The following is a 17,539-nucleotide window of genomic DNA, read 5'->3' as shown; positions in this document are numbered from 1 at the left end:
AACAACTTTACGGCCTAGTGCAGATAACGAAACTCCGAACACATCAGTCAGATACAATGCGATAGCGGGGTTGAACGCACGGCCGTTTAGGGCTGGTTACACTACGCGACTGAGAGTTTTGCTGCTTTTCTAAGCATACCCAGAGGCGGAATTAGACATCTATTTGTTTAGAAAGTAGCCTACTATCCAAGCATGGGGTCTTTTCCAGAATGGGATATATGACTTGTCTGTGTATCAGAAATCTGAACAACCCTGGGCCAAATTAGGCACATTACAGGTCGAAACGGGCGGCTGTTTCGTCGACTATGTGAGCAAGCACACCGACGGCCACGTTATTGAGTCAACAGCTTCGCGCTTGACACTCTCTGCGACGTTGTCGCTTTCGACAGGTATGTTTGCGGCAAACTCTGACCGCTTAAAAGAACTGACCCGAACTCAAAACGCGTCGGCTTTCGTGCCAGTGGGGACTACGATCAAGGCAGCCGTGCCCGCCGGAGCACAGGAGATGCTATTGTTTCATTTGTCCGATCCGCCAGAAGACTTGGCTGAACTCGATATAACCGATTCTGGGCTGGAATTCCGAAATGACGTTGTCGATGAACACCTTGGGGCTCTGGCAAAGGAAGTACGCCGAGCGTTGATCTCTGGCCAAACTGAGGGTGTCAACTATGTTGAGCATCTCATCTATGCATTTGCGCATAGACAGCTGTCTTTGATCAGAGAAAGGACTGCACCCTCACACCAGAATACCGCCTGGATATCGAAGGAACTGATCGCACGGATTCATGAATATGTTGACGCGAATCTTGAGCAGCCGTTGAGCTTGAACAACGTCGCAAACGCGGTACAGCTGCCGCTGGCTCGGGTGCAACGGGCACTTCGGGCTGAGACAGGTCAATCGCTTCATCAGTTGATATTGCACCGCCGCGTGACCCGCGCTCGGGATTTACTGGTTTCTACTGATAGAACGCTTGCGGATATTTCATTTGCGTGTGGGTTTTCCAGCCAGCAACATATGACAAATGTCTTCTCTTCACGTTTGGGTGTTTCACCTGGTCGTTACCGGCGTCAGCAAGGCGACTTTGGACACCGGCGGGCGGGCCGTAATTGAGTTCGTACCGCGATTTCGGTTGGTCGTATCGAGGCGAGTCCCTTATCCCCCGTCAGTGAGAGCCAAATTGAATGCTTGCACATTTCGGCGGATTTGTTGCTTCGTCAGAACATCGGATGGGTGTATCGCAAACTTCAAAGCCTGAGTATTCGTCAGCCTCAGCTCAAAGTTTGCGAAACATCGATCCCACTCCATCCAAATCATGAGATTTTATGCGCCTCATAGATCCTCGCTTACCTTGCCTTCCGAACACCGCTTTCCGAAGGGTAAGTACGATATGCTCCGCAGGCTGCTACTGAAAGACAATAATCTTCAGGCGTCACAGCTGGTGGATTCTTTGCCAGCGAGTGATGAAGATATACTGCGCGCGCACGCCGCTGGATTTGTCGCGCAGTTCGAAAACGGGGAATTGGAAGAAAAGGCCATGAAACGGATTGGCTTCCCGTGGAGCCCGGAACTTGTGACTCGGGTTCGCGCCACGGCCGGTGGCGCAATTGCTGCTGCTGAGACAGCACAGGAGTACGGTATCTCGGGACAGCTTGCCGGCGGCACACACCATGCTCATCCTACGTTTGGATCCGGCTACTGCGTCTACAACGATCAGGCCATCTCGGCGCTCCACCTGCTTTCGGCTGGCAAGGTCGAAAGGGTCGCAATCATCGACCTTGATGTCCATCAGGGCGACGGCAGCGCCGCCATTTTCGCCGCCAATCCCTCGGTTTTCGTCTTTTCGATGCACGGCGATAAGAATTTTCCGTTCCGCAAGTTTCCGGCGGATCTCGATGTTGCACTGCCGGATGGCACCGGTGACGTGGATTATCTTCGCGCTTTAGCCGAACACTTGCCGGCTGTGTTCGAATTTCGCCCCGACCTCATTCTATACCAGGCAGGCGTTGATCCGCTTGCAGAAGACCGGTTAGGGCGGCTTGAGCTGACCCACAATGGCCTCATCCAGCGCGATCAGGCGGTGCTTCACGCCTGCAAGGGCCGCGGCATCCCTGTCTCAATGGCAATTGGAGGCGGCTACGCCGACCCCATTGAGGCTTCCGTCAAGGCCTATGCCAACACCTATCGGGTCGCAAAGCGACTTCACCGATTTTAATGGCTGTCACAATCTCGGTGACCCGGAATTCACACCTTATTTCGGTGGTTTGCTTTGAGCCCAATTCACCCCATCACCACAGGCTGACAATAGTCTGCCATAGATGCTCTGCCTCCTGTTGCCTAAGGACCGGCTGGCTTTGGTGACTTATCTATCCTTCCCAGCCTGGGAGCGACGAACCGCAACTCAGTCAAAAGAGATCTAGTTCTCACTGACTGGGACATGCGCCTTCAGGAAGTCGACAAATGTGCGGATTCGCGGCGACAAAAGCCGCCGGTCAAGATACATCGCAGATATCGGCGTGGCGGGCGGGCGATGTTGGGCAAGGGCTTCTTCCAACGTGCCGGACGCCAAATGCTTGCGAACCATGTACCCCGGAAACTGGGCGACACCAGCGTTCCGCAGGGCCAGGTTCAAGATCATTTCACCCTCATCCGCAACGAAGTCGGCGGGCAACTCAATCCTCTGAAGTGCCCCGTCAAAGTTCATCATCCATGGGAACAGGCGCCCGGTTTGCGGGGCCCGAAACCTTAGACCGCGGTGCTTGGCAAGATCGCTCGGGTGATCGGGGCGGCCGGCCTTGTTCCAATAGGCAGGTGTGGCGCAGACCAGCATGTCTTCGTCATAGAGCTTGCGCGCAATCAGGTGTTCGCTTTCTGCCAAACCGCCCGAACGAATGGCCAGATCGATGCCCTCTGCCGCAAGGTCGGTCAGATGGTTGGCAAGGGTGATGTCAATCTGAACCTCGGGCCATTTGGCGCTAAACTTGGCGATCACATCGGCCAGCCAAAGGCGTGCCATGGGCGAGGCCGCCGACACCCTTAACCGCCCCTTTGGAGCCGCGTTTGTGTCTGTCACCTCGGCGCCCACAAGGGACAAATCCGCCAGCGCCTTTTTGGCACCGTCCAAGTATCGCTCGCCTTCTGGTGTCAAGCTGACGCTGCGAGTGGTTCGGTTTAGAAGTTTGACACCCAAGTGATCCTCAAGCCGTGTCACTGCTTTCGAGGCCGCCGAGGGCGATAGGTCCATCGCCCGCGCAGCCTCGTTAAACGCGCCGTGTTCCGCCACCTGCACGAAGGCAGCAATAGAGGACATGGGAGGAAGATCATTCATGACAAAAAGTGCATACTGTGTCCGTTCAGCTCCGATTTATCCTGCACGCTTTCGTCTCCATCATCAATCACATCAGAAATGAAAGGAGATATGACATGAAAATCGGTATCATCGGAGCAGGCGACATTGGTCGCCTTTACGCAAAACTCTGGCACAAAGCGGGCCACGTCGTCTTTCTTAGCGCCCGCAATCCAGACAAACACCGCGACTTTGTTGCGGGCCTTGGCGATGGTGCCTTTCTCGGCACGCCGGAAGAAGCCGCCGCGTTTGCGGACGTTGTGCTACTAGCCGTGAACTACCCGACCGTTGAAAGCGCCGTGGAGGCCATTGCGCCCCATGTTAGTGACAAACTGGTTATCGACGCCACCAACCCGCTTGGATATGACGCAAAGGGCCAGCTTGAGGCACTAATACCCGATGGCGACATTGCCGGACTGGTCATGGCGGAAAAACTGCCCAATGCCCGTATCGGCAAAGCTTTTACCTCTTTGTGGTCGGGCTATGTCGAGACCAAATCAAACGTCACCGATCCCCAGGTCGCGATGCCCTTCGCCGTCGACGCAGATGCGGACAAGACGACGATGGCGCAATTGATTGGTGAAGCGGGCCTGGTGCCCGTAGACATCGGCGGGCTTGCAGACTCAGCCGCGCTCGACCCCAGCAGTCCGGTTTGGAACGTCGTTCTGTCCTCGGATGAGGTCAAGCAACGCGTCGCCGCGTTTCGGCTGAACAACGCGGCGTAAGTCAAGAAACACTCACGTTCACTGGCGACGTGGCAGACTGCCGCGCAAGAACGCTTGCGTCTGCAAGGCATCGCCAGCGATCTAAAAGAGGCACAAAATGTCCACATCAAAAACTCTCATTGCCGGTGCAACCGGCACAAATGGCCGCGCGCTCATCGACGCGCTGGTCGCTAAAGATGTCCCCGTCCGCGCCCTTGTGCGCAGCATCGAAGGGGCGCGGGCGACACTGTCGGACGGCATCGAATTGGTGCAAGGCGATCTAGGCGCGCCTGATAGCCTGAGCGCTGCGTTCGACGGCGTAGACAAAGCTTATATCGTGACGTCGGTGCAGCCAGACACAGTTGCACTTTTTCGCAATTTCTACCGTGCGGCGCGTAACGCGAGCGCTTCACATGTGGTAAAGTTTTCAGGCATGGGCGCATCAGACACGTCCCCATCGGAAGTGATCCGCCAGCATGCGGCGAGTGACACAGACCTCCGTGCCAGCGGGCTGCCCTATACGATCCTGCGGCCAAACTCGTTCCACCAGAATATGCTGTGGCAGGCCGGTGGGATCGCGTCGACCGGCAAGTTCTACCTGCCGCTTGGCGATGCCGCGCAAAGCACGATTGATGTCCGGGACATCGCCGAGATCACGTCCACCATTCTGACCACGGACGGGCATATCGGCAAAACCTATGATCTGACGGGACCGGAAAGCCTGAGCTTTCACGACGTCGCGCGCATCATCGCAGAGGTCCGCGGCGCACCCGTGGACTATGTGCCCATCACGCCAGAGGCTGCCGAACAGGCGATGCGCGATCAGGGCATGCCAGAGTGGTCCGCGCATAGCTTGGCGGAGATTCAGGCGCTCTTTGCGACCGGTCAATATGCGCAGGTCACCGAAGATGCCGAACGCCTTCTGGGCCGCTCGCCGCGATCTTTTCGGGACTTTGTCCGAGATCACAAAGACGCGTTCATGACATGACCGCTGCTTTTGCGGCGCTCGTCCCGCTACGTCGCGACACACCAAAACAAGAACCGCCGCTGATTAGGACCTGCGGCGGTTTTTTGTTCAGTCCGGCGGGCCTCATAAACCCACACGGATGGCCATCGGCCCTCGATTGGTGACAAAAAGTGAATTCTGGCGATCTACAAACCCAATTTTTCGCCCACACCGCCTGGTTTATCTTCCTTTCATCAGCAATCGAAAGGCAAAGCCATGTATACCAAACGCAACTTTCTGACCGCCACAGCCTTTGCTGTCGCAGCCAATTTAGTACTTCCCTTCTCAAGCTCCGTAGCAGACACACCGCGGATCGCGGGCGGCACCGCAGAACCCTTCACCATCGAGGTGCCTCAGGATCGTCTTGATCGCATCATGGCCAAGGTCCGCGATCACCAGTTCTTGCCAGCGCTGCCAGCAGATGCCGCGATGGCGCCTTGGGATCAGGGCATGTCGCAGTCTTGGATGGCGGATATGGGCCAGATCTGGGCGAATGACTATGATTGGCGTGACGCCGAAGATCGCCTGAACGCGTTTCAGAACTTCCGCGCCGAGATAGACGGCAAAGACTTGCACTTCATCCACGAACCCGGCAGCGGTTCAAACCCAACCCCTATCCTGATCCTGCATGGATGGCCTTATTCGCCCTATTCGTTCGTAGATGTCATTGAGCAGCTGGCGCACCCTCAACGGTTCGGCGGTGATGCTGAGGATGGGTATGACGTGGTTGTCGCCTCGATCCCGGGTGTGGGCTGGTCCGAAGCGCCCGACGTACCCGAAGGCTTGCGGGCCACCGGGGAACGCTTTCACAACCTGATGACAGAGGTCTTAGGGTACGAAAGATACGTGACTCATGGTGGGGACCAAGGGGCCATTACCGCCGCCTATATGGGCATCGACTACCCCGAGGCGGCTATCGCAAACCACGTACATATGTTCTACCCCCGGCACGCGGAATCGCCTTGGCTCTCTGGCGCAGTGGGCGACAACCCCACAGCCGCTGAACAAGCCTTTATCGAACGCGAGGCCGCGTCCCCCTTCACCGATCTGGCCTACATCCTGACGCACATCGCGCGCGGTGAAACCCTCGCGGCAGCACTGCATGAGAACCCTGTGGGTCAAGCGGCCTGGATTTGGGACAAGTGGTTCTACTGGACCGATAAAAGCTATGCATCAATCGACGAGGTTTATGAACCGACACGGCTGATTGACGAGGTCATGTACTACATCGTCACCGACAGCTTCAGAACGTCGTTGTGGCCCTACCTGATGCTGGCCCACGAGAACGTCACGGTCTTGGCAGAGGGTGAAATGGTCGATACACCCACCGGCGTCACGGCCTGGCCCGACCCGACCTTCCCGCTGCCGCCCAAAGAGTATGTGGAACGGTCCCGCAGCAACCTGATCCATTACACCAATCCTGAGCGCGGCGGACACTTCCCAATGGTCGAAACACCCGAGCTCTACGTCGAAGACTTGCTGTCCTTCCACCGCACCCTGCGCGGGCTGGAATAAAGCTGCACCACAAACCATCGCGAAAATCGTGCACGCGGGCCAACGCTCGCGTGCACGGGTCTATTTGCTAAGCAGGCGGCGTGAGAAACTTCGCAGCTACGCCTTAGACAAAAAGGAAACCGCAACGCTCACGAACCAGAGGCCGACTAGCCAAGGCTGCATACTGATGTCCGTCGCCTAATTGCTGCCGCTGTCATCCATCCCGCCCCGGTTCGGTTGGATCGCTTGAGAATAATGCGATCTTGTTGCCGTGAGGGTCGAGCAAGTATCCGACGAAAAAGTTTGGCTCATAATACTCTCGGAAGCCCGGTGCGCCTTCGTCCGATCCGCCGGCCTCAACGGCGGCGGAATGAAGGTCGCGAACCTGTTGTTGATTGCGTGCCTCAAAGGCAATCATTGTCCCGTTTCCAGCCGAAGCCTGCGATCCATCGAAGGGGGATTTAACATAGAACTCGGGAAGGTTTGGTGTTTGTCCCGGTTTCGCAGGTAGCGCGTAGCTCAAATCACCGTGATAGTACTCCAGCCGATATCCCAGTTCTGGCAGGAAGGCCGAATAAAAGCGTTCCGCAAGTCTTATATCATCCGCGCCAACGGTGATGTATGCGATCATTCTTAAATCGCCTTTCAGTTTACCCCTACAACCCTGCGTTTCCCAAAATTACAGTGCGGACCACTTCGCCACCCTACGCCTTCGTCCACTAAGCGACAGCCGGCAGGAGAAAAGTCTTACGCGGTGCGTCAAGGCGCAGCCATCGCGCGCTGTCCGGCCTATAGGCGTTAACGAAAACGCAATTCAACACTCAACACCGCATTGGCGAGACGCATCTGTTGCATCACTCCCGCAAAAAGCTGATTAACTGCGCAATGCGTTTTGCGCGGGTCTCCGCTCGCTTTGCCGTGTTAATGGTGTGAAGCAGGCCGCGCTGCTTTCCCGGGGTCAGTTTCGACCAAGCGTCGCTGAGGGAATTACTGCGAATGGCCGACGAAACGTCGTTGGGCACTTCCACTAAGTCTGGATCAGCTTTACGCAGACGCACATCAATCTCTTGGCCGGGTGAAATCTCTGCCGCTTGTAGGATAGTCTTTCCAGTGTATATGAAAGTGCCAGAAATCGCCGGAGATTTGGTAAGAGCCATGTTGAACGGGTAGTCATTCAATTCGACTTCAACACGTTTCGCACCCAAATCTTTGAGCGCATCAGCGATTTCGTCTGGGATACATAAGACTGTATAGGTGCTTCTACCCCATTGCATCGGCTCGATATGGCCGGTGAATGATAACCACTCTCTCATTCTAGCCTCCTAGCATTCACCTTGCGCGACGATGGTTTGGACGCTGGTGAAGTCAAGGTCGCTGAGGCACATCCAAACCTGAGCGAAACCTTACAACTGGCGCAATCTGATCCGACAACCTAGTCGCAAACTTTTCTGCTGTTCGCTGAATGTCACCCTATCGCTCTTGCAAGGCGAGGCGAACCCCAAGTGCACAGTAGATGCTACCGACAACTTTGCCTTGCCATTTGAGAACCGTTGGGTTGCGGCGTAAGAAATTTCCGAGACCGCCAGCGGCAACCGAATAGACGATTGTGCTGAAAAAGCCGATGAGCGCGAATACGATCCCAAGGACTGTAAGCTGCGCTACGACAAAGCCATTTTCTGGAGCAACAAACTGCGGCAGGAACGCCAGGAAAAAGAGCGCGGTCTTCGGGTTTAGCACCTCGGCTAAGATCGCTTGTCTAAAGGCTTGGGGTGCCGTAATCGGAACGCGACCTTGCCCCAGATCGACCGACGTTTTTTCGAAGATCGCCTTCAGGCCAAGATAGACCAAATAGGCGGCGCCAAGGTATTTGACGATCGTGAAAAGGGTTGCTGAGGCCGCAATAATAGCCGATATACCGACCACTGCCATGATAGTATGAAGAAAATCGCCAGCGGTGATGCCCGCGCCCGTTGCGATGCCAACTTTTGTTCCAGATGTTGTTGCTCGCGCGACAGTCAAAAGAGTGGCGGGGCCAGGAATGAAAACGAACCCAAGAACGATCAGCGAATAGGTTAGTAGAACGGCGGGGTCGATCATCGTGTTTTCTCCATTGATCCGTTAAACCTCAGCAATCCACAGGCGGCATTGATTGGCAAGCCTGAGAACCAGACTTTCGCTGCGTTATGCATGCCTGTCAGCTCCGCGATCGAAGCCGCCAGTCAAGCGAACTGCAAGAACTTGTGCTAGCGGCCCAGAGCCGACCTTGAGCGACGGTGTCCGATGCTGCGATTGCAGCTCGCTTTCCGGACGTTCGCTGCGAAAGCAGAATAAACACAGATCGAATTGGCGAAACGCGAATAAATCTGCCGTTCAAACGCAGCGTAGCAAAGTCCCCTTTGAACCAAGAGTTCGAATACGGGGATGTTGATTCAGGAAATTGGTTAAAACTGTCTGCCAATCCGAAATGAAGGTTTACTACTACATTCGCCGTCGTTTCGTATCTTTAGCGACTTGAGCCACTCAAATAAGCGCACGACACAACCACCTGCCTCACACACCTTGAGCTGGGACAAGCTGGAAATGCAGAACCTGTTCATTTCAACAGGTTCTACTTTCCACAAACTGGCTAACGGTCAGGCAAGCTCACGCGCAATATGGCGTGCCTGGGCCTGAGCTGAGGCGACGGAAGCTTCGTGACGCTCATCAGCAAATTCCTGGTACTCGGCCGCAGCTTCAAACATGCATTCTGCGCCCAGGTACTTGCGCAGTGTGCTGATATGCGCAGAAAGGTGACCCGAGTCATTGCGAATTCCACCCTCATCAAAGCCGAATTCGCCAGCCGATGTCAGCAGCACCAGTGTTTTGCCGGACATGATCGGTTCTAGAGGGAAGTCGCCGCGCGCCAAATCAAACGTAAATGTCTTGTTGATCCGGATGATCTGATCAAACCAAGCCTTCAGCGCTGCGGGCATGCCGTAGTTGTACATGGGCGTCGAAATCAGCAGGATGTCGGCGCGGTCGAGTTCGTCAATCAGCGTGTCAGACAAGCTGACCAAAGCGTTCTGTTCAGGAGTGCGTTCTTCTTCTGCTGTAAAGACAGACGCGATCCAATCGTTGGAAATGAAATCTGGTGGTGCCATTCCGACGTCACGCAGAATAACTTCGACGTCCGGATCAACCGTTTTCCATTCTTCCACGAAACTGTCCGCCAAAGCGCGGGAAATGGAGTTATAGGCCGCAACCGGGTTGTCGGTGCGGCGTACGCTGGCGTCAATTCTCAGGATTGTGGTCATCTTGTCACCCGGTCAGTTTGCAATGAACCATTCAAAGGTGAAGCCAGGGACGCGCAGGTACAAATGAAGAGAATTCTGAATAGAGTGAAACGAACTCAGCCATCTCTAATCGCTAAAAATTTCTTCTCCAGATGAGACGCCGTCGCAAGTACATCCGCGTCCATGTTGGGAAGGGTCAAAACTTTGCATGCGCAAAAACTCCTGATTAGGGGTTTAGAAACGCATGCTTCTCGGCAATTTAGAAATGACAAAAATTCAAGCGAAGGATTAGATCGTTGCGAACGCGCTAATCTTCAAAAAACCTTTGACCAACGGCGCTGTCGCGAAACTCATCCGCTTGATCCAATAGCCATTCCCGGAACACACGAACGCGTGCACGATTGGCGTAAGTTTCCGGGCAGACGAGAAAATAGCTCTTGTTCTTCAATGCAGTGTCAAAGGGGGCGACCAGCATATTGCGTTCCAGAAAACGCGCGGCGGCCAAAAGGCTGACCAGGGCCACACCATGACCATCGCTTGCCGTCAGCAAGCAGATGTGTTCGTCGGAATAGGTGACATAGGGCTCGACATCGCCAGTCTGCAAGCCAGCCGCGTCCATCCAGCGCTCCCAACTCGGATCCGCATCGGAAAACCCGCTCCATTGGTATTCGATCAGACGAGATTTCAGAAGATCTTCGGTGGAACTCAGTGACTTCGCCTTTTCCACGCTGCAGACAGGGGCTACCCAGTCATTCAAGACCCAAGCCACATTGCTGTCAGGATAATCGCCAAAGCCATACCGAATGGCCACATCCACATCGCTGGACTTGAAATCCACCAGCTGATCGCTTGACAGAACCCTTACCGAAATCTCCGGGTATTTCTCGTAAAAGCCTCGCAGCCGCGGGCTAAGCCAGTTGGCGGCAAAGGACCCGGTGGTTGAGATTGTCAATGTGCCCGCAAGGTCGTCTTCCTCCAACGCGAGAGAGGCAGCTTCGATGTTCTTGAAAGCCTCAATAATGTGGGGCGCGTAATTTGCCCCATCCTCCGTCAGTTTCAAGGCGCGGGTCAGCCGGTGGAACAGGGGCACCCCAAGTTGATCCTCCAGGGATTTGATCTGATGGGAAATGGCAGTCGGAGTGACGCATAATTCATCGGCAGCATCCTTGAAACTCAGATGTCGGCAGGCTGCTTCGAAGGCCTGAATGCTTTTCAACGACGGTATCTTCGCCATGACGCGCGGCTTTGCTCTCCTGATGCGACGCTATTTCGTCGCTCTACTCTAACCCGATTGCCAGTTCATATGTGGGCGAAATTCTCAGCCGTGAGGTGAAAACATCTAATTTGAGAAGATAGGCGGCCAAGGTAGAGCATTCGGTTCTTCATGTCTGAAATCTCCTGCGTGCGGACTGTGTCAGCAGTGCGGGACAAAGCGAAACTTCGCCGCACGCGCACCAACGACCGATTTGGTGCTGCAGCTAATCCAGAAAATGGATTGCAAAAGAAGAGGGAGATGCGCCGTGAAGGTCCGTGGAATAAAGCAATGCGATTTACTCACTTGCTTATCTTCACTTCGGAGACCAAGCCACCTAAACGTTTCGATGTTCCGAGTTCTAACTTCGCGCCGTAGGCGGCCAATAAATCCACGCAAATAGAGAGGCCCAAACCAGTTCCCTTTACAGAAGTGTCCAAGCGACTGCCGGAACGAAGAATCTCAAGCCATTGGTCTTCTGGAACTCCGGGCCCGTCATCTTCAACGCAAATTTCGATACCCCTATCTGTGCGTTTTGCTGTGATTTTGAATGTTTTGCGGCTCCACTTGAGCGCATTGTCGAGGAGATTTCCGATCACTTCCTCAATGTCCTGAGGGTCAATTCGGACGTGAAGACCGGTCTCACAATCTGAAATAAGCGTTTTTCCCTCGCGTTCGGCCATAACCGAGAACAGCCGGGACAGTCGTTCGACCGAGTTCGACAGGTCTGTCCTAGAATGCGTTAGCTCTCCAGTGTTTGAAGCACGCATGCGCGCGAGCGAACGGCCAAGCTGAGCGTCAATTCGAGACAACGCCTCTTCTGCAGGCTCTGTGTGTACGCCGGCGTCAGACAGATCCGCCAATTCGTTTCGTAAGATGGCTGTCGGCGTTTTCAGAGCGTGCGCCAAATCCGCTGCCTGCCTTCGCGAACCGGAGACGATCTCTCGGTTTCGATGCAGCAGTTTATTGAGATCTTCTACTAGAGGCGAAACCTCATCCGGGTAGTCTGCGGGCACCAATTCATCACCCCGATCCCAGCGATGAGCGACATCGGCACGCAACTTCCTGAGGGGGCCAATAATGGCGGACATCAACAAAAGTGAACTGGCCACTCCGATCAAACCGATCAAGCCGAAAACCGAGAGCAGGTATCTTTGTGCGGCACTGCGTTCGTTGATCAGTTGGTTCCTGCTTTCGGCGACAGTTACACCCCACTCCGTTCCGTCTTCGAACGTAATTTTTTGATAGACGCTGCGAACGGCCTCGTTGTCCGGACCTGTAGTGTTCCAAATGATTGTTTCGCCATTTGCGCGCGGAGGTTCGGAAATCGTTTCGTCAAAAAGTGAGGCAGAGGTATAGATGGCACCAGTACTGTCTGTTACTTGCCAATACCGCCCTGAGTAAGGTGTACTATAGGCCGGGTCGAATACAAACTGCCGCAAGGTTTCAGGGTCATCCTTAGTTGCACTTAGGCCAACGACAACCTGCGTATGATGGTCTTGCAGCGCACTGTCGAACTGATCCAAGACGCGCGTATTGATATAGGAAAACACCACCAGCGTACCAACGCCTACAGACAACGCACCCGAGGCGATACCTCCGAGCAACGCCCGTTGGCGTAACGACAGCATTAGGCAGGATCAATCATATAGCCCCGTCCCCTGACGGTTGTGATCAAATCAGAGCCCAGTTTTTTGCGCAGACGCGTAACGAATACAGCGATCGTGTTGGAATCCCTGTCGCCGTCGTATTCGTAGATGTGTTCGGACAGTTCTGTACGCGACACCATCCGACCGATATTATGCGCAAGATAAGTGAGCACCGCGATCTCCTGCGCAGTCAAATCGACCGGGATTCCTCCGACGCTGACCCGACCGTTTCTAATGTCTAACACCACGTTCCCCATTTCGATTACAGGGTTCAGCTGACCGCTTTGCCTGCGCAAGATCGCCCGCACCCGTGCGGCCAGTTCAGGCATGTGAAATGGCTTTGTCATATAGTCATCTGCGCCCGCATCCAGACCGTCGACACGTTCGCTCCAGCCATCTCGGGCCGTCAGGATCAAGACCGGGGTTTTGACGCCCGCGTTACGCCATTCCCGCAGGACTGAGATACCGTCGCGTTCGGGCAGGCCGATGTCGAGGATGATCATGTCATAAGGCTCAGTCGACCCCAGATGCAGGGCATCCGTACCATTGTTTGCCACGTCGACTACGCGGCCCTCGGAGCCCAGAAGCTTTTTGACTTGTTCACAAAGCTGGGGTTCATCTTCAGCAAGGAGAATTCGCATATTCGGAGACTATAGTTAAAACTCGGTCAGCTTCACTCTATTTTTTATCGGCTATTGCCGTTTCCACCGCCGTTTCCGCCACCGTTTCCACCGCCGTTTCCGCCACCGTTGCCATTGCCGTTTCCACCACCGTTGCCATTACCGTTTCCACCGCCATTGCCATTACCGTTTCCACCGCCGTTGCCGTTACCGCCACCGTTGCCGTTTCCACCGCCATTGCCACCGCCGTTTCCGCCACCGTTGCCGTTTGCAACGGTGTTAGAAACGCTTTGACCAACACTGTTATTGGTTTTGGCGGCTTCAGAGATTTCGCGTCCGATGCTTGAATTGTTCGACACGACGGTGCCGGTTTGGGCATTCACAATCACACTGACGATCTTTCCGCCCGGCTTTTTGACCAGAATGCGATAGTAAATCTTGTCGGCTTGGAATGCGCGTGCATCAACGGGGGTCCCACCGATGGCTTTTTCCACACCTTTGATGACGCGTTTCAACCGGATTGCGCTTCCCGACAGAGTTGCCATGCGCAGTTCAGACTGTTTGAGTTCGCGTGCATCCGCCGCCGCTTGTCCTCCGGACAAGGCGCTCAGCAACGCTGCAACCAACAATAAAGCTTTGGTCTGCATAGAACCCTCATACTCTTGGGCCGAGACTACAGGGCCGGATGTGAACCGGCGATGAACAAGCAGTTAGCCCTGCGTTCAAGTGCGCTCAGGTTAAATGAAGTCCAACCTTGTTGATTCGAACACGGATCAAACGGCCAGAACACGGCGTTCAAGTTCAGTTAATTGATGGCTGTTGCTGTGAGTTTATTAGGAGATTGAGATGAACATCACCAAGTGCGGACTGTTGAAAGCCTCGACAATAGCGATTGCCCTTTTTGGTTCGACGGCCATTGTGACCACTGTTGCAGCTCCTGATTTTGCCTATGCCAAGCAAGGCAGTGGCAACGGCAATGGTGGTGGGAACGGCAATGGTAACGGCGGCGGAAACGGCAATGGCAACGGCGGTGGGAACGGCAACGGTAATGGCGGTGGAAACGGCAACGGGGCGAAGGGATCTAGCGGAGATCACAGCGCGGTTGGCAAGGGCGCCAGCGGAAGCAAGGCCGGAAAATCCGGGGCAGGAAATACAAAGTCTCGCTCTGCCGGGGTTGGTCAGAAAAAAGGCGGTGGGTTCTCTCTGAAAGATCTGTTCAGTGGGAAAAAGAAACCCCGTAAAACAGAAGCCGCCGCGACGGGCGCTAACAAAACGCACGGGACCCTTAAGACTAAGGCACCAAAATCCTCAGCGCAGACGGTCATTGTGGACGAGTCAAAGCGCCCCGTATCTCGTGCCAAGGGCAATCGTATGGCCGCGTTGCTTGGTGCCCATCCATCGGAACTGGGCGCGCTGAATGCGGCCAACGCCAGCCCCACTGCACTGGCCAACGCTGCGCCGAATTCGCGCGTTGGCAGAATAGCCACCTACCGAGACACGGTTTTGGCCGGTGAACCCTTGCGTGAGGATCTGGTCGAGCAGCTAGAGGTTTTAGCGGGGCTGGAGCCGCCGGAGCGCCTATTGCAAGATATCGAAGATGATTTGGAAACTGCGCTGACTGAAGTTCAAGAAAACCGGGACAAAGTACAAGAGCTTGAACAGGCCTTGGCTGACGCAGGCGGAACAGATCCCGATATCGAAGCGCAGCTTGAAGAGGCTCAGGCCGCTTTGGATGCCTCAATTGATGAAGCGCAAGACTTGGACGACGAAAGACAGGCTGCCATCGATTACAATGACGCGGTGGAAGAGGTGGAAGAATTGACAGAGCTTGTTGAAGAACAGGACCTGGCAGAGCGCGAAGCCTTAGAAGCGGCGGCCAACAAACCTGTAACTGACGCCGTCGAAGAAGAGGTCAAAGCCCTTTTGGGATTATAACCCGAAGCCTTTAGGCCCTTGTTGATCTACACTTTGGGCGTGCCGACCGTAGGCGCGCCCAGGGATGTTTTGACGGTTTCTGAAGCTGAACTCGTTTTCTGGTGATAGTGTCACCCGTCAAAACAAATCCCACCCCAAATGATGGGGTGGGATCGGGGGACAATTCTGATGTTTAGGGTGAATATCGAGAATTGTTCGGGGGGGGTCAACTGATCTGCCTTCAGGCGTTCTGACGAGCCTCGGAGAGTCGCAAGCTTTTGGTGATCTCGATTAGTGCATTTTCGATAGGAGGGAAGCGACCACTGCTCGAATTGATCAAGGTTTGCAGACGCTCGTCGGCAGCTTTGCCGGAGGTCTGCATCGCAGCTGGTTTGCCACTGTCTTTAGTCACAAAGGCAGGCTTGACCATGTTGTTCCCCTTGTTTTTGCCAAACGATACACATGTCGTTCGATCTAATTCAGGGACTATGACTCAGCGTGGTTGAACGCACCGAGAATATGCTGTTCACGTTCGGTTAATGTTGTTTACGGAATAAAAACAAATGAATTCTCTGGTCGTGGGACCGTTCGATTGCCACCTTTTAACTTGACGGTTTGGAAGGTCGCTAGGTGAGGATGACGCATCAGTCGAACCATCGCCTCAGATCCGAAGATGCTAGCCGCAAGCCAGTCTCCGCCTATGGGTTAGGCACACCGTGACCGGAAGCATACTTAAAATTTGAAAGCAAATGAGGCCCCAAAAGATGAAAACAACTTTAGTAATCGCAGCAACACTATCTGCCATTCAGACTGCGCCGGTTGCGGGTGCGAGTTTTGACTTACAGACCCTTGGGCTTGGACAACTTATCAATTCACATAGAGCAGTGCAGCCTGTTCTCGTGAAATCGAAGGCGGGACACTGTCCACCTGGCTTGGCCAAAAAAGCAATTCCATGCGTGCCGCCAGGTCAAATAAAACGATATCGGGTTGGGGACTACATCTACGATGGGTACGTACCTATCGACAATCCCAGCCGATATGGACTGCGGCGAAACGGCTACTATGTGCGTGCTGGAGACTATGTTTATCAGGTGAACCAAGAGACGCACGAGGTGTTGAACCTGATAGGCGCCATAGCTGATATTCTTAACTAGCTACCTTCATCATTGACAAAGCATCGCTCGGTTTTCTGCCGTTCGGACGCAAATCGTAAACGGGGCAACACGGCTCACAAAAGCCGTTGGACGTCGGTCGGCGGTTGTGTCAAGTTCTGGCATGACAGGTCTAACAAAGGTGCAGTGCGCAGTTTGCGGGAAGAAGTGAACCTTCGCCGCGACTGCACGATAACTGGTTTTTGGAAGCGACAGAAACTCGGGGCTAGCTCTCCATCCAGTTTTCCAGCAAACTTTGCACCACCAGCCTCTACCGCTCATGCATCCACAGTCCGAGTAGCTTTATCGCTCTCAATACAAGACACCCGCGCGTTTGGCGGCGTCTCGGAAGGTCCGGCCAACCGGTACGGTGCTACCATCTTTCAACCGTAACCGCGTCGTACGATCCACCGTGAGGCGGCCTATGACGGCATCTCTGGCCACCCAGTGTGAACGATGCACCTGAGAACCGGCGATGGGGGCGGCCTCTGTGATCGCATCACGCAGTCGCATGGCCACCAGCGCACGACCGTGATCAGTCACTACCTCAACATAGTGATCCTGCGCCGTCATCCTGATCAGGGTACCGCGGCACGCACCGGGCAACCGGTTCATCAACAAAGTGGCTTGGTGTTCCCGGTCCTCGGCCGCAGGTGCCCCCGATGCCAATTGTGCAATTGTCGTAATTGCAAGTATCACCAGAGAACACTGCAGATAGAGCTCGCCCACTGCCGTTAGTTCGATTTGCGATCCGAATATGCGAGATACCATGTAGACCACAATCGTTGCCGGAACCGAGGCACTTAGGCAGGCAAGGGATGTCCACGCGATGTACCTGAAACCGCGCGAAACCGCATAGCGATCGAACGCGGCAAGCACGAAGTGGACCGGCATCACTGTGGCGAACACGATCAGCGTCCAATAGACGAGGCGGGCCCAGATATCATAGCTGATCGCGGTGCCGAACGGGCCGGTGAGTCCCGCCAGAAATGCGATTGCAACAAGGGCAGCAAGGCTCCTGCGTGTGCTCAGCAGTTCAATCGAGGAATCCAGCATTCCGGATTTGGCGACGTTGTTGACGAGGAATATGCGCATTTCACGAAACCAGACTTGCAGACAGTATGAGCGACAAT

General features: G+C 54.6%; 17 protein-coding genes. 6 read left to right on the top strand and 11 right to left on the bottom strand.

What is annotated here, in order from left to right; translation table 11 throughout:
- Window positions 1-229: 229 nt before the first annotated feature.
- Together ABLN87_RS15385 and ABLN87_RS15380 are read left to right on the top strand one after the other, a co-directional pair.
- Window positions 230-1,111: an AraC family transcriptional regulator gene (locus tag ABLN87_RS15385; RefSeq protein WP_353011708.1), complete on the top strand. Its 882-nt coding sequence runs from the start codon at window positions 230-232 to the stop codon at window positions 1,109-1,111.
- 202 nt (window positions 1,112-1,313) lie between these two features.
- On the top strand, window positions 1,314-2,213 hold the full coding sequence (locus ABLN87_RS15380) for a histone deacetylase family protein (RefSeq protein ID WP_353011632.1): 900 nt from the start codon (window positions 1,314-1,316) through the stop codon (window positions 2,211-2,213).
- A 201-nt stretch (window positions 2,214-2,414) separates the two neighbouring features.
- Here the strand turns inward: ABLN87_RS15380 and ABLN87_RS15375 are convergent, their stop codons facing one another.
- Window positions 2,415-3,308, bottom strand: coding sequence for a LysR family transcriptional regulator (locus ABLN87_RS15375; protein WP_353011630.1), 894 nt, complete (start codon window positions 3,306-3,308; stop codon window positions 2,415-2,417).
- A 113-nt stretch (window positions 3,309-3,421) separates the two neighbouring features.
- Between ABLN87_RS15375 and ABLN87_RS15370 the strand changes: the two genes are divergently transcribed.
- The 3 genes from ABLN87_RS15370 (at window position 3,422) to ABLN87_RS15360 (ending at window position 6,569) form a co-directional block, all read left to right on the top strand.
- Window positions 3,422-4,069 carry an NADPH-dependent F420 reductase gene (locus ABLN87_RS15370; RefSeq protein WP_417750404.1) on the top strand — a complete coding sequence of 216 codons (648 nt, stop codon included), beginning with the start codon at window positions 3,422-3,424 and terminating at the stop codon, window positions 4,067-4,069.
- 97 nt (window positions 4,070-4,166) lie between these two features.
- Window positions 4,167-5,036, top strand: a complete 870-nt coding sequence (locus ABLN87_RS15365; RefSeq protein WP_353011626.1) for an SDR family oxidoreductase — start codon at window positions 4,167-4,169, stop codon at window positions 5,034-5,036.
- 234 nt (window positions 5,037-5,270) lie between these two features.
- Complete coding sequence (locus ABLN87_RS15360) at window positions 5,271-6,569, top strand: epoxide hydrolase family protein (RefSeq protein WP_353011624.1); 1,299 nt, start codon at window positions 5,271-5,273, stop codon at window positions 6,567-6,569.
- Window positions 6,570-6,762: 193 nt separating this feature from the next.
- Here ABLN87_RS15360 and ABLN87_RS15355 read toward each other — a convergent pair whose 3' ends face one another.
- The 8 genes from ABLN87_RS15355 to ABLN87_RS15320 form a co-directional block, all read right to left on the bottom strand.
- Window positions 6,763-7,179, bottom strand: a complete 417-nt coding sequence (locus tag ABLN87_RS15355; protein WP_353011623.1) for a VOC family protein — start codon at window positions 7,177-7,179, stop codon at window positions 6,763-6,765.
- A 223-nt stretch (window positions 7,180-7,402) separates the two neighbouring features.
- Complete coding sequence (locus tag ABLN87_RS15350) at window positions 7,403-7,861, bottom strand: YdeI/OmpD-associated family protein (protein ID WP_353011622.1); 459 nt, start codon at window positions 7,859-7,861, stop codon at window positions 7,403-7,405.
- Window positions 7,862-8,018: 157 nt separating this feature from the next.
- Complete coding sequence (locus ABLN87_RS15345) at window positions 8,019-8,645, bottom strand: LysE family translocator (protein ID WP_353011620.1); 627 nt, start codon at window positions 8,643-8,645, stop codon at window positions 8,019-8,021.
- A 536-nt stretch (window positions 8,646-9,181) separates the two neighbouring features.
- The gene (locus ABLN87_RS15340) at window positions 9,182-9,841 is read right to left on the bottom strand and encodes an FMN-dependent NADH-azoreductase (RefSeq protein WP_353011619.1); all 660 of its coding nucleotides are present in this window, start codon (window positions 9,839-9,841) and stop codon (window positions 9,182-9,184) included.
- Window positions 9,842-10,127: 286 nt separating this feature from the next.
- Complete coding sequence (gcvA, locus tag ABLN87_RS15335; RefSeq protein ID WP_353011617.1) at window positions 10,128-11,054, bottom strand: transcriptional regulator GcvA; 927 nt, start codon at window positions 11,052-11,054, stop codon at window positions 10,128-10,130.
- Between the two features lie 320 nt (window positions 11,055-11,374).
- A complete protein-coding gene (locus tag ABLN87_RS15330) occupies window positions 11,375-12,703 on the bottom strand; it encodes a HAMP domain-containing sensor histidine kinase (protein ID WP_353011616.1) in 1,329 nt (442 codons plus the stop codon).
- Window positions 12,703-13,362, bottom strand: coding sequence for a response regulator transcription factor (locus ABLN87_RS15325; RefSeq protein WP_353011614.1), 660 nt, complete (start codon window positions 13,360-13,362; stop codon window positions 12,703-12,705). Before ABLN87_RS15325 ends, ABLN87_RS15330 begins: the two co-directional genes overlap by 1 nt.
- Window positions 13,363-13,406: 44 nt before the next feature.
- The gene (locus ABLN87_RS15320; RefSeq protein WP_353011613.1) at window positions 13,407-13,988 is read right to left on the bottom strand and encodes a PepSY domain-containing protein; all 582 of its coding nucleotides are present in this window, start codon (window positions 13,986-13,988) and stop codon (window positions 13,407-13,409) included.
- A 199-nt stretch (window positions 13,989-14,187) separates the two neighbouring features.
- On the opposite strand from ABLN87_RS15320, the gene ABLN87_RS15315 reads away from it, so the two are divergent.
- Entirely contained in the window at window positions 14,188-15,276 is a 1,089-nt protein-coding gene (locus ABLN87_RS15315; RefSeq protein WP_353011611.1) for a hypothetical protein, read from the top strand.
- Between the two features lie 220 nt (window positions 15,277-15,496).
- On the opposite strand, the gene ABLN87_RS15310 is transcribed toward ABLN87_RS15315, so the two are convergent.
- Window positions 15,497-15,685, bottom strand: a complete 189-nt coding sequence (locus tag ABLN87_RS15310; protein ID WP_353011610.1) for a hypothetical protein — start codon at window positions 15,683-15,685, stop codon at window positions 15,497-15,499.
- Between the two features lie 1,033 nt (window positions 15,686-16,718).
- Window positions 16,719-17,501, bottom strand: coding sequence for a LytTR family DNA-binding domain-containing protein (locus ABLN87_RS15305; protein WP_353011608.1), 783 nt, complete (start codon window positions 17,499-17,501; stop codon window positions 16,719-16,721).
- Window positions 17,502-17,539 lie beyond the last annotated feature (38 nt).

Origin of the sequence: Ruegeria sp. SCP10, assembly GCF_040329495.1 — a bacterium.
Taxonomy (GTDB): Bacteria; Pseudomonadota; Alphaproteobacteria; order Rhodobacterales; family Rhodobacteraceae; genus Ruegeria.
This window is presented reverse-complemented; position numbering and strand designations above follow the sequence as displayed.

Coding starts and splice junctions, on each gene's coding strand:
- ABLN87_RS15380 (WP_353011632.1), top strand. CDS start 1,314: ATGAGATTTTATGCGCCTCATAGATCCTCGCTTACCTTGCCTTCCGAA.
- ABLN87_RS15315 (WP_353011611.1), top strand. CDS start 14,188: ATGAACATCACCAAGTGCGGACTGTTGAAAGCCTCGACAATAGCGATT.
- ABLN87_RS15375 (WP_353011630.1), bottom strand. CDS start 3,308: ATGTCCTCTATTGCTGCCTTCGTGCAGGTGGCGGAACACGGCGCGTTT.
- ABLN87_RS15310 (WP_353011610.1), bottom strand. CDS start 15,685: ATGGTCAAGCCTGCCTTTGTGACTAAAGACAGTGGCAAACCAGCTGCG.
- ABLN87_RS15360 (WP_353011624.1), top strand. CDS start 5,271: ATGTATACCAAACGCAACTTTCTGACCGCCACAGCCTTTGCTGTCGCA.
- ABLN87_RS15305 (WP_353011608.1), bottom strand. CDS start 17,501: ATGCGCATATTCCTCGTCAACAACGTCGCCAAATCCGGAATGCTGGAT.
- ABLN87_RS15320 (WP_353011613.1), bottom strand. CDS start 13,988: ATGCAGACCAAAGCTTTATTGTTGGTTGCAGCGTTGCTGAGCGCCTTG.
- ABLN87_RS15340 (WP_353011619.1), bottom strand. CDS start 9,841: ATGACCACAATCCTGAGAATTGACGCCAGCGTACGCCGCACCGACAAC.
- ABLN87_RS15370 (WP_417750404.1), top strand. CDS start 3,422: ATGAAAATCGGTATCATCGGAGCAGGCGACATTGGTCGCCTTTACGCA.
- ABLN87_RS15325 (WP_353011614.1), bottom strand. CDS start 13,362: ATGCGAATTCTCCTTGCTGAAGATGAACCCCAGCTTTGTGAACAAGTC.
- gcvA (WP_353011617.1), bottom strand. CDS start 11,054: ATGGCGAAGATACCGTCGTTGAAAAGCATTCAGGCCTTCGAAGCAGCC.
- ABLN87_RS15355 (WP_353011623.1), bottom strand. CDS start 7,179: ATGATCGCATACATCACCGTTGGCGCGGATGATATAAGACTTGCGGAA.
- ABLN87_RS15365 (WP_353011626.1), top strand. CDS start 4,167: ATGTCCACATCAAAAACTCTCATTGCCGGTGCAACCGGCACAAATGGC.
- ABLN87_RS15350 (WP_353011622.1), bottom strand. CDS start 7,861: ATGAGAGAGTGGTTATCATTCACCGGCCATATCGAGCCGATGCAATGG.
- ABLN87_RS15345 (WP_353011620.1), bottom strand. CDS start 8,645: ATGATCGACCCCGCCGTTCTACTAACCTATTCGCTGATCGTTCTTGGG.
- ABLN87_RS15330 (WP_353011616.1), bottom strand. CDS start 12,703: ATGCTGTCGTTACGCCAACGGGCGTTGCTCGGAGGTATCGCCTCGGGT.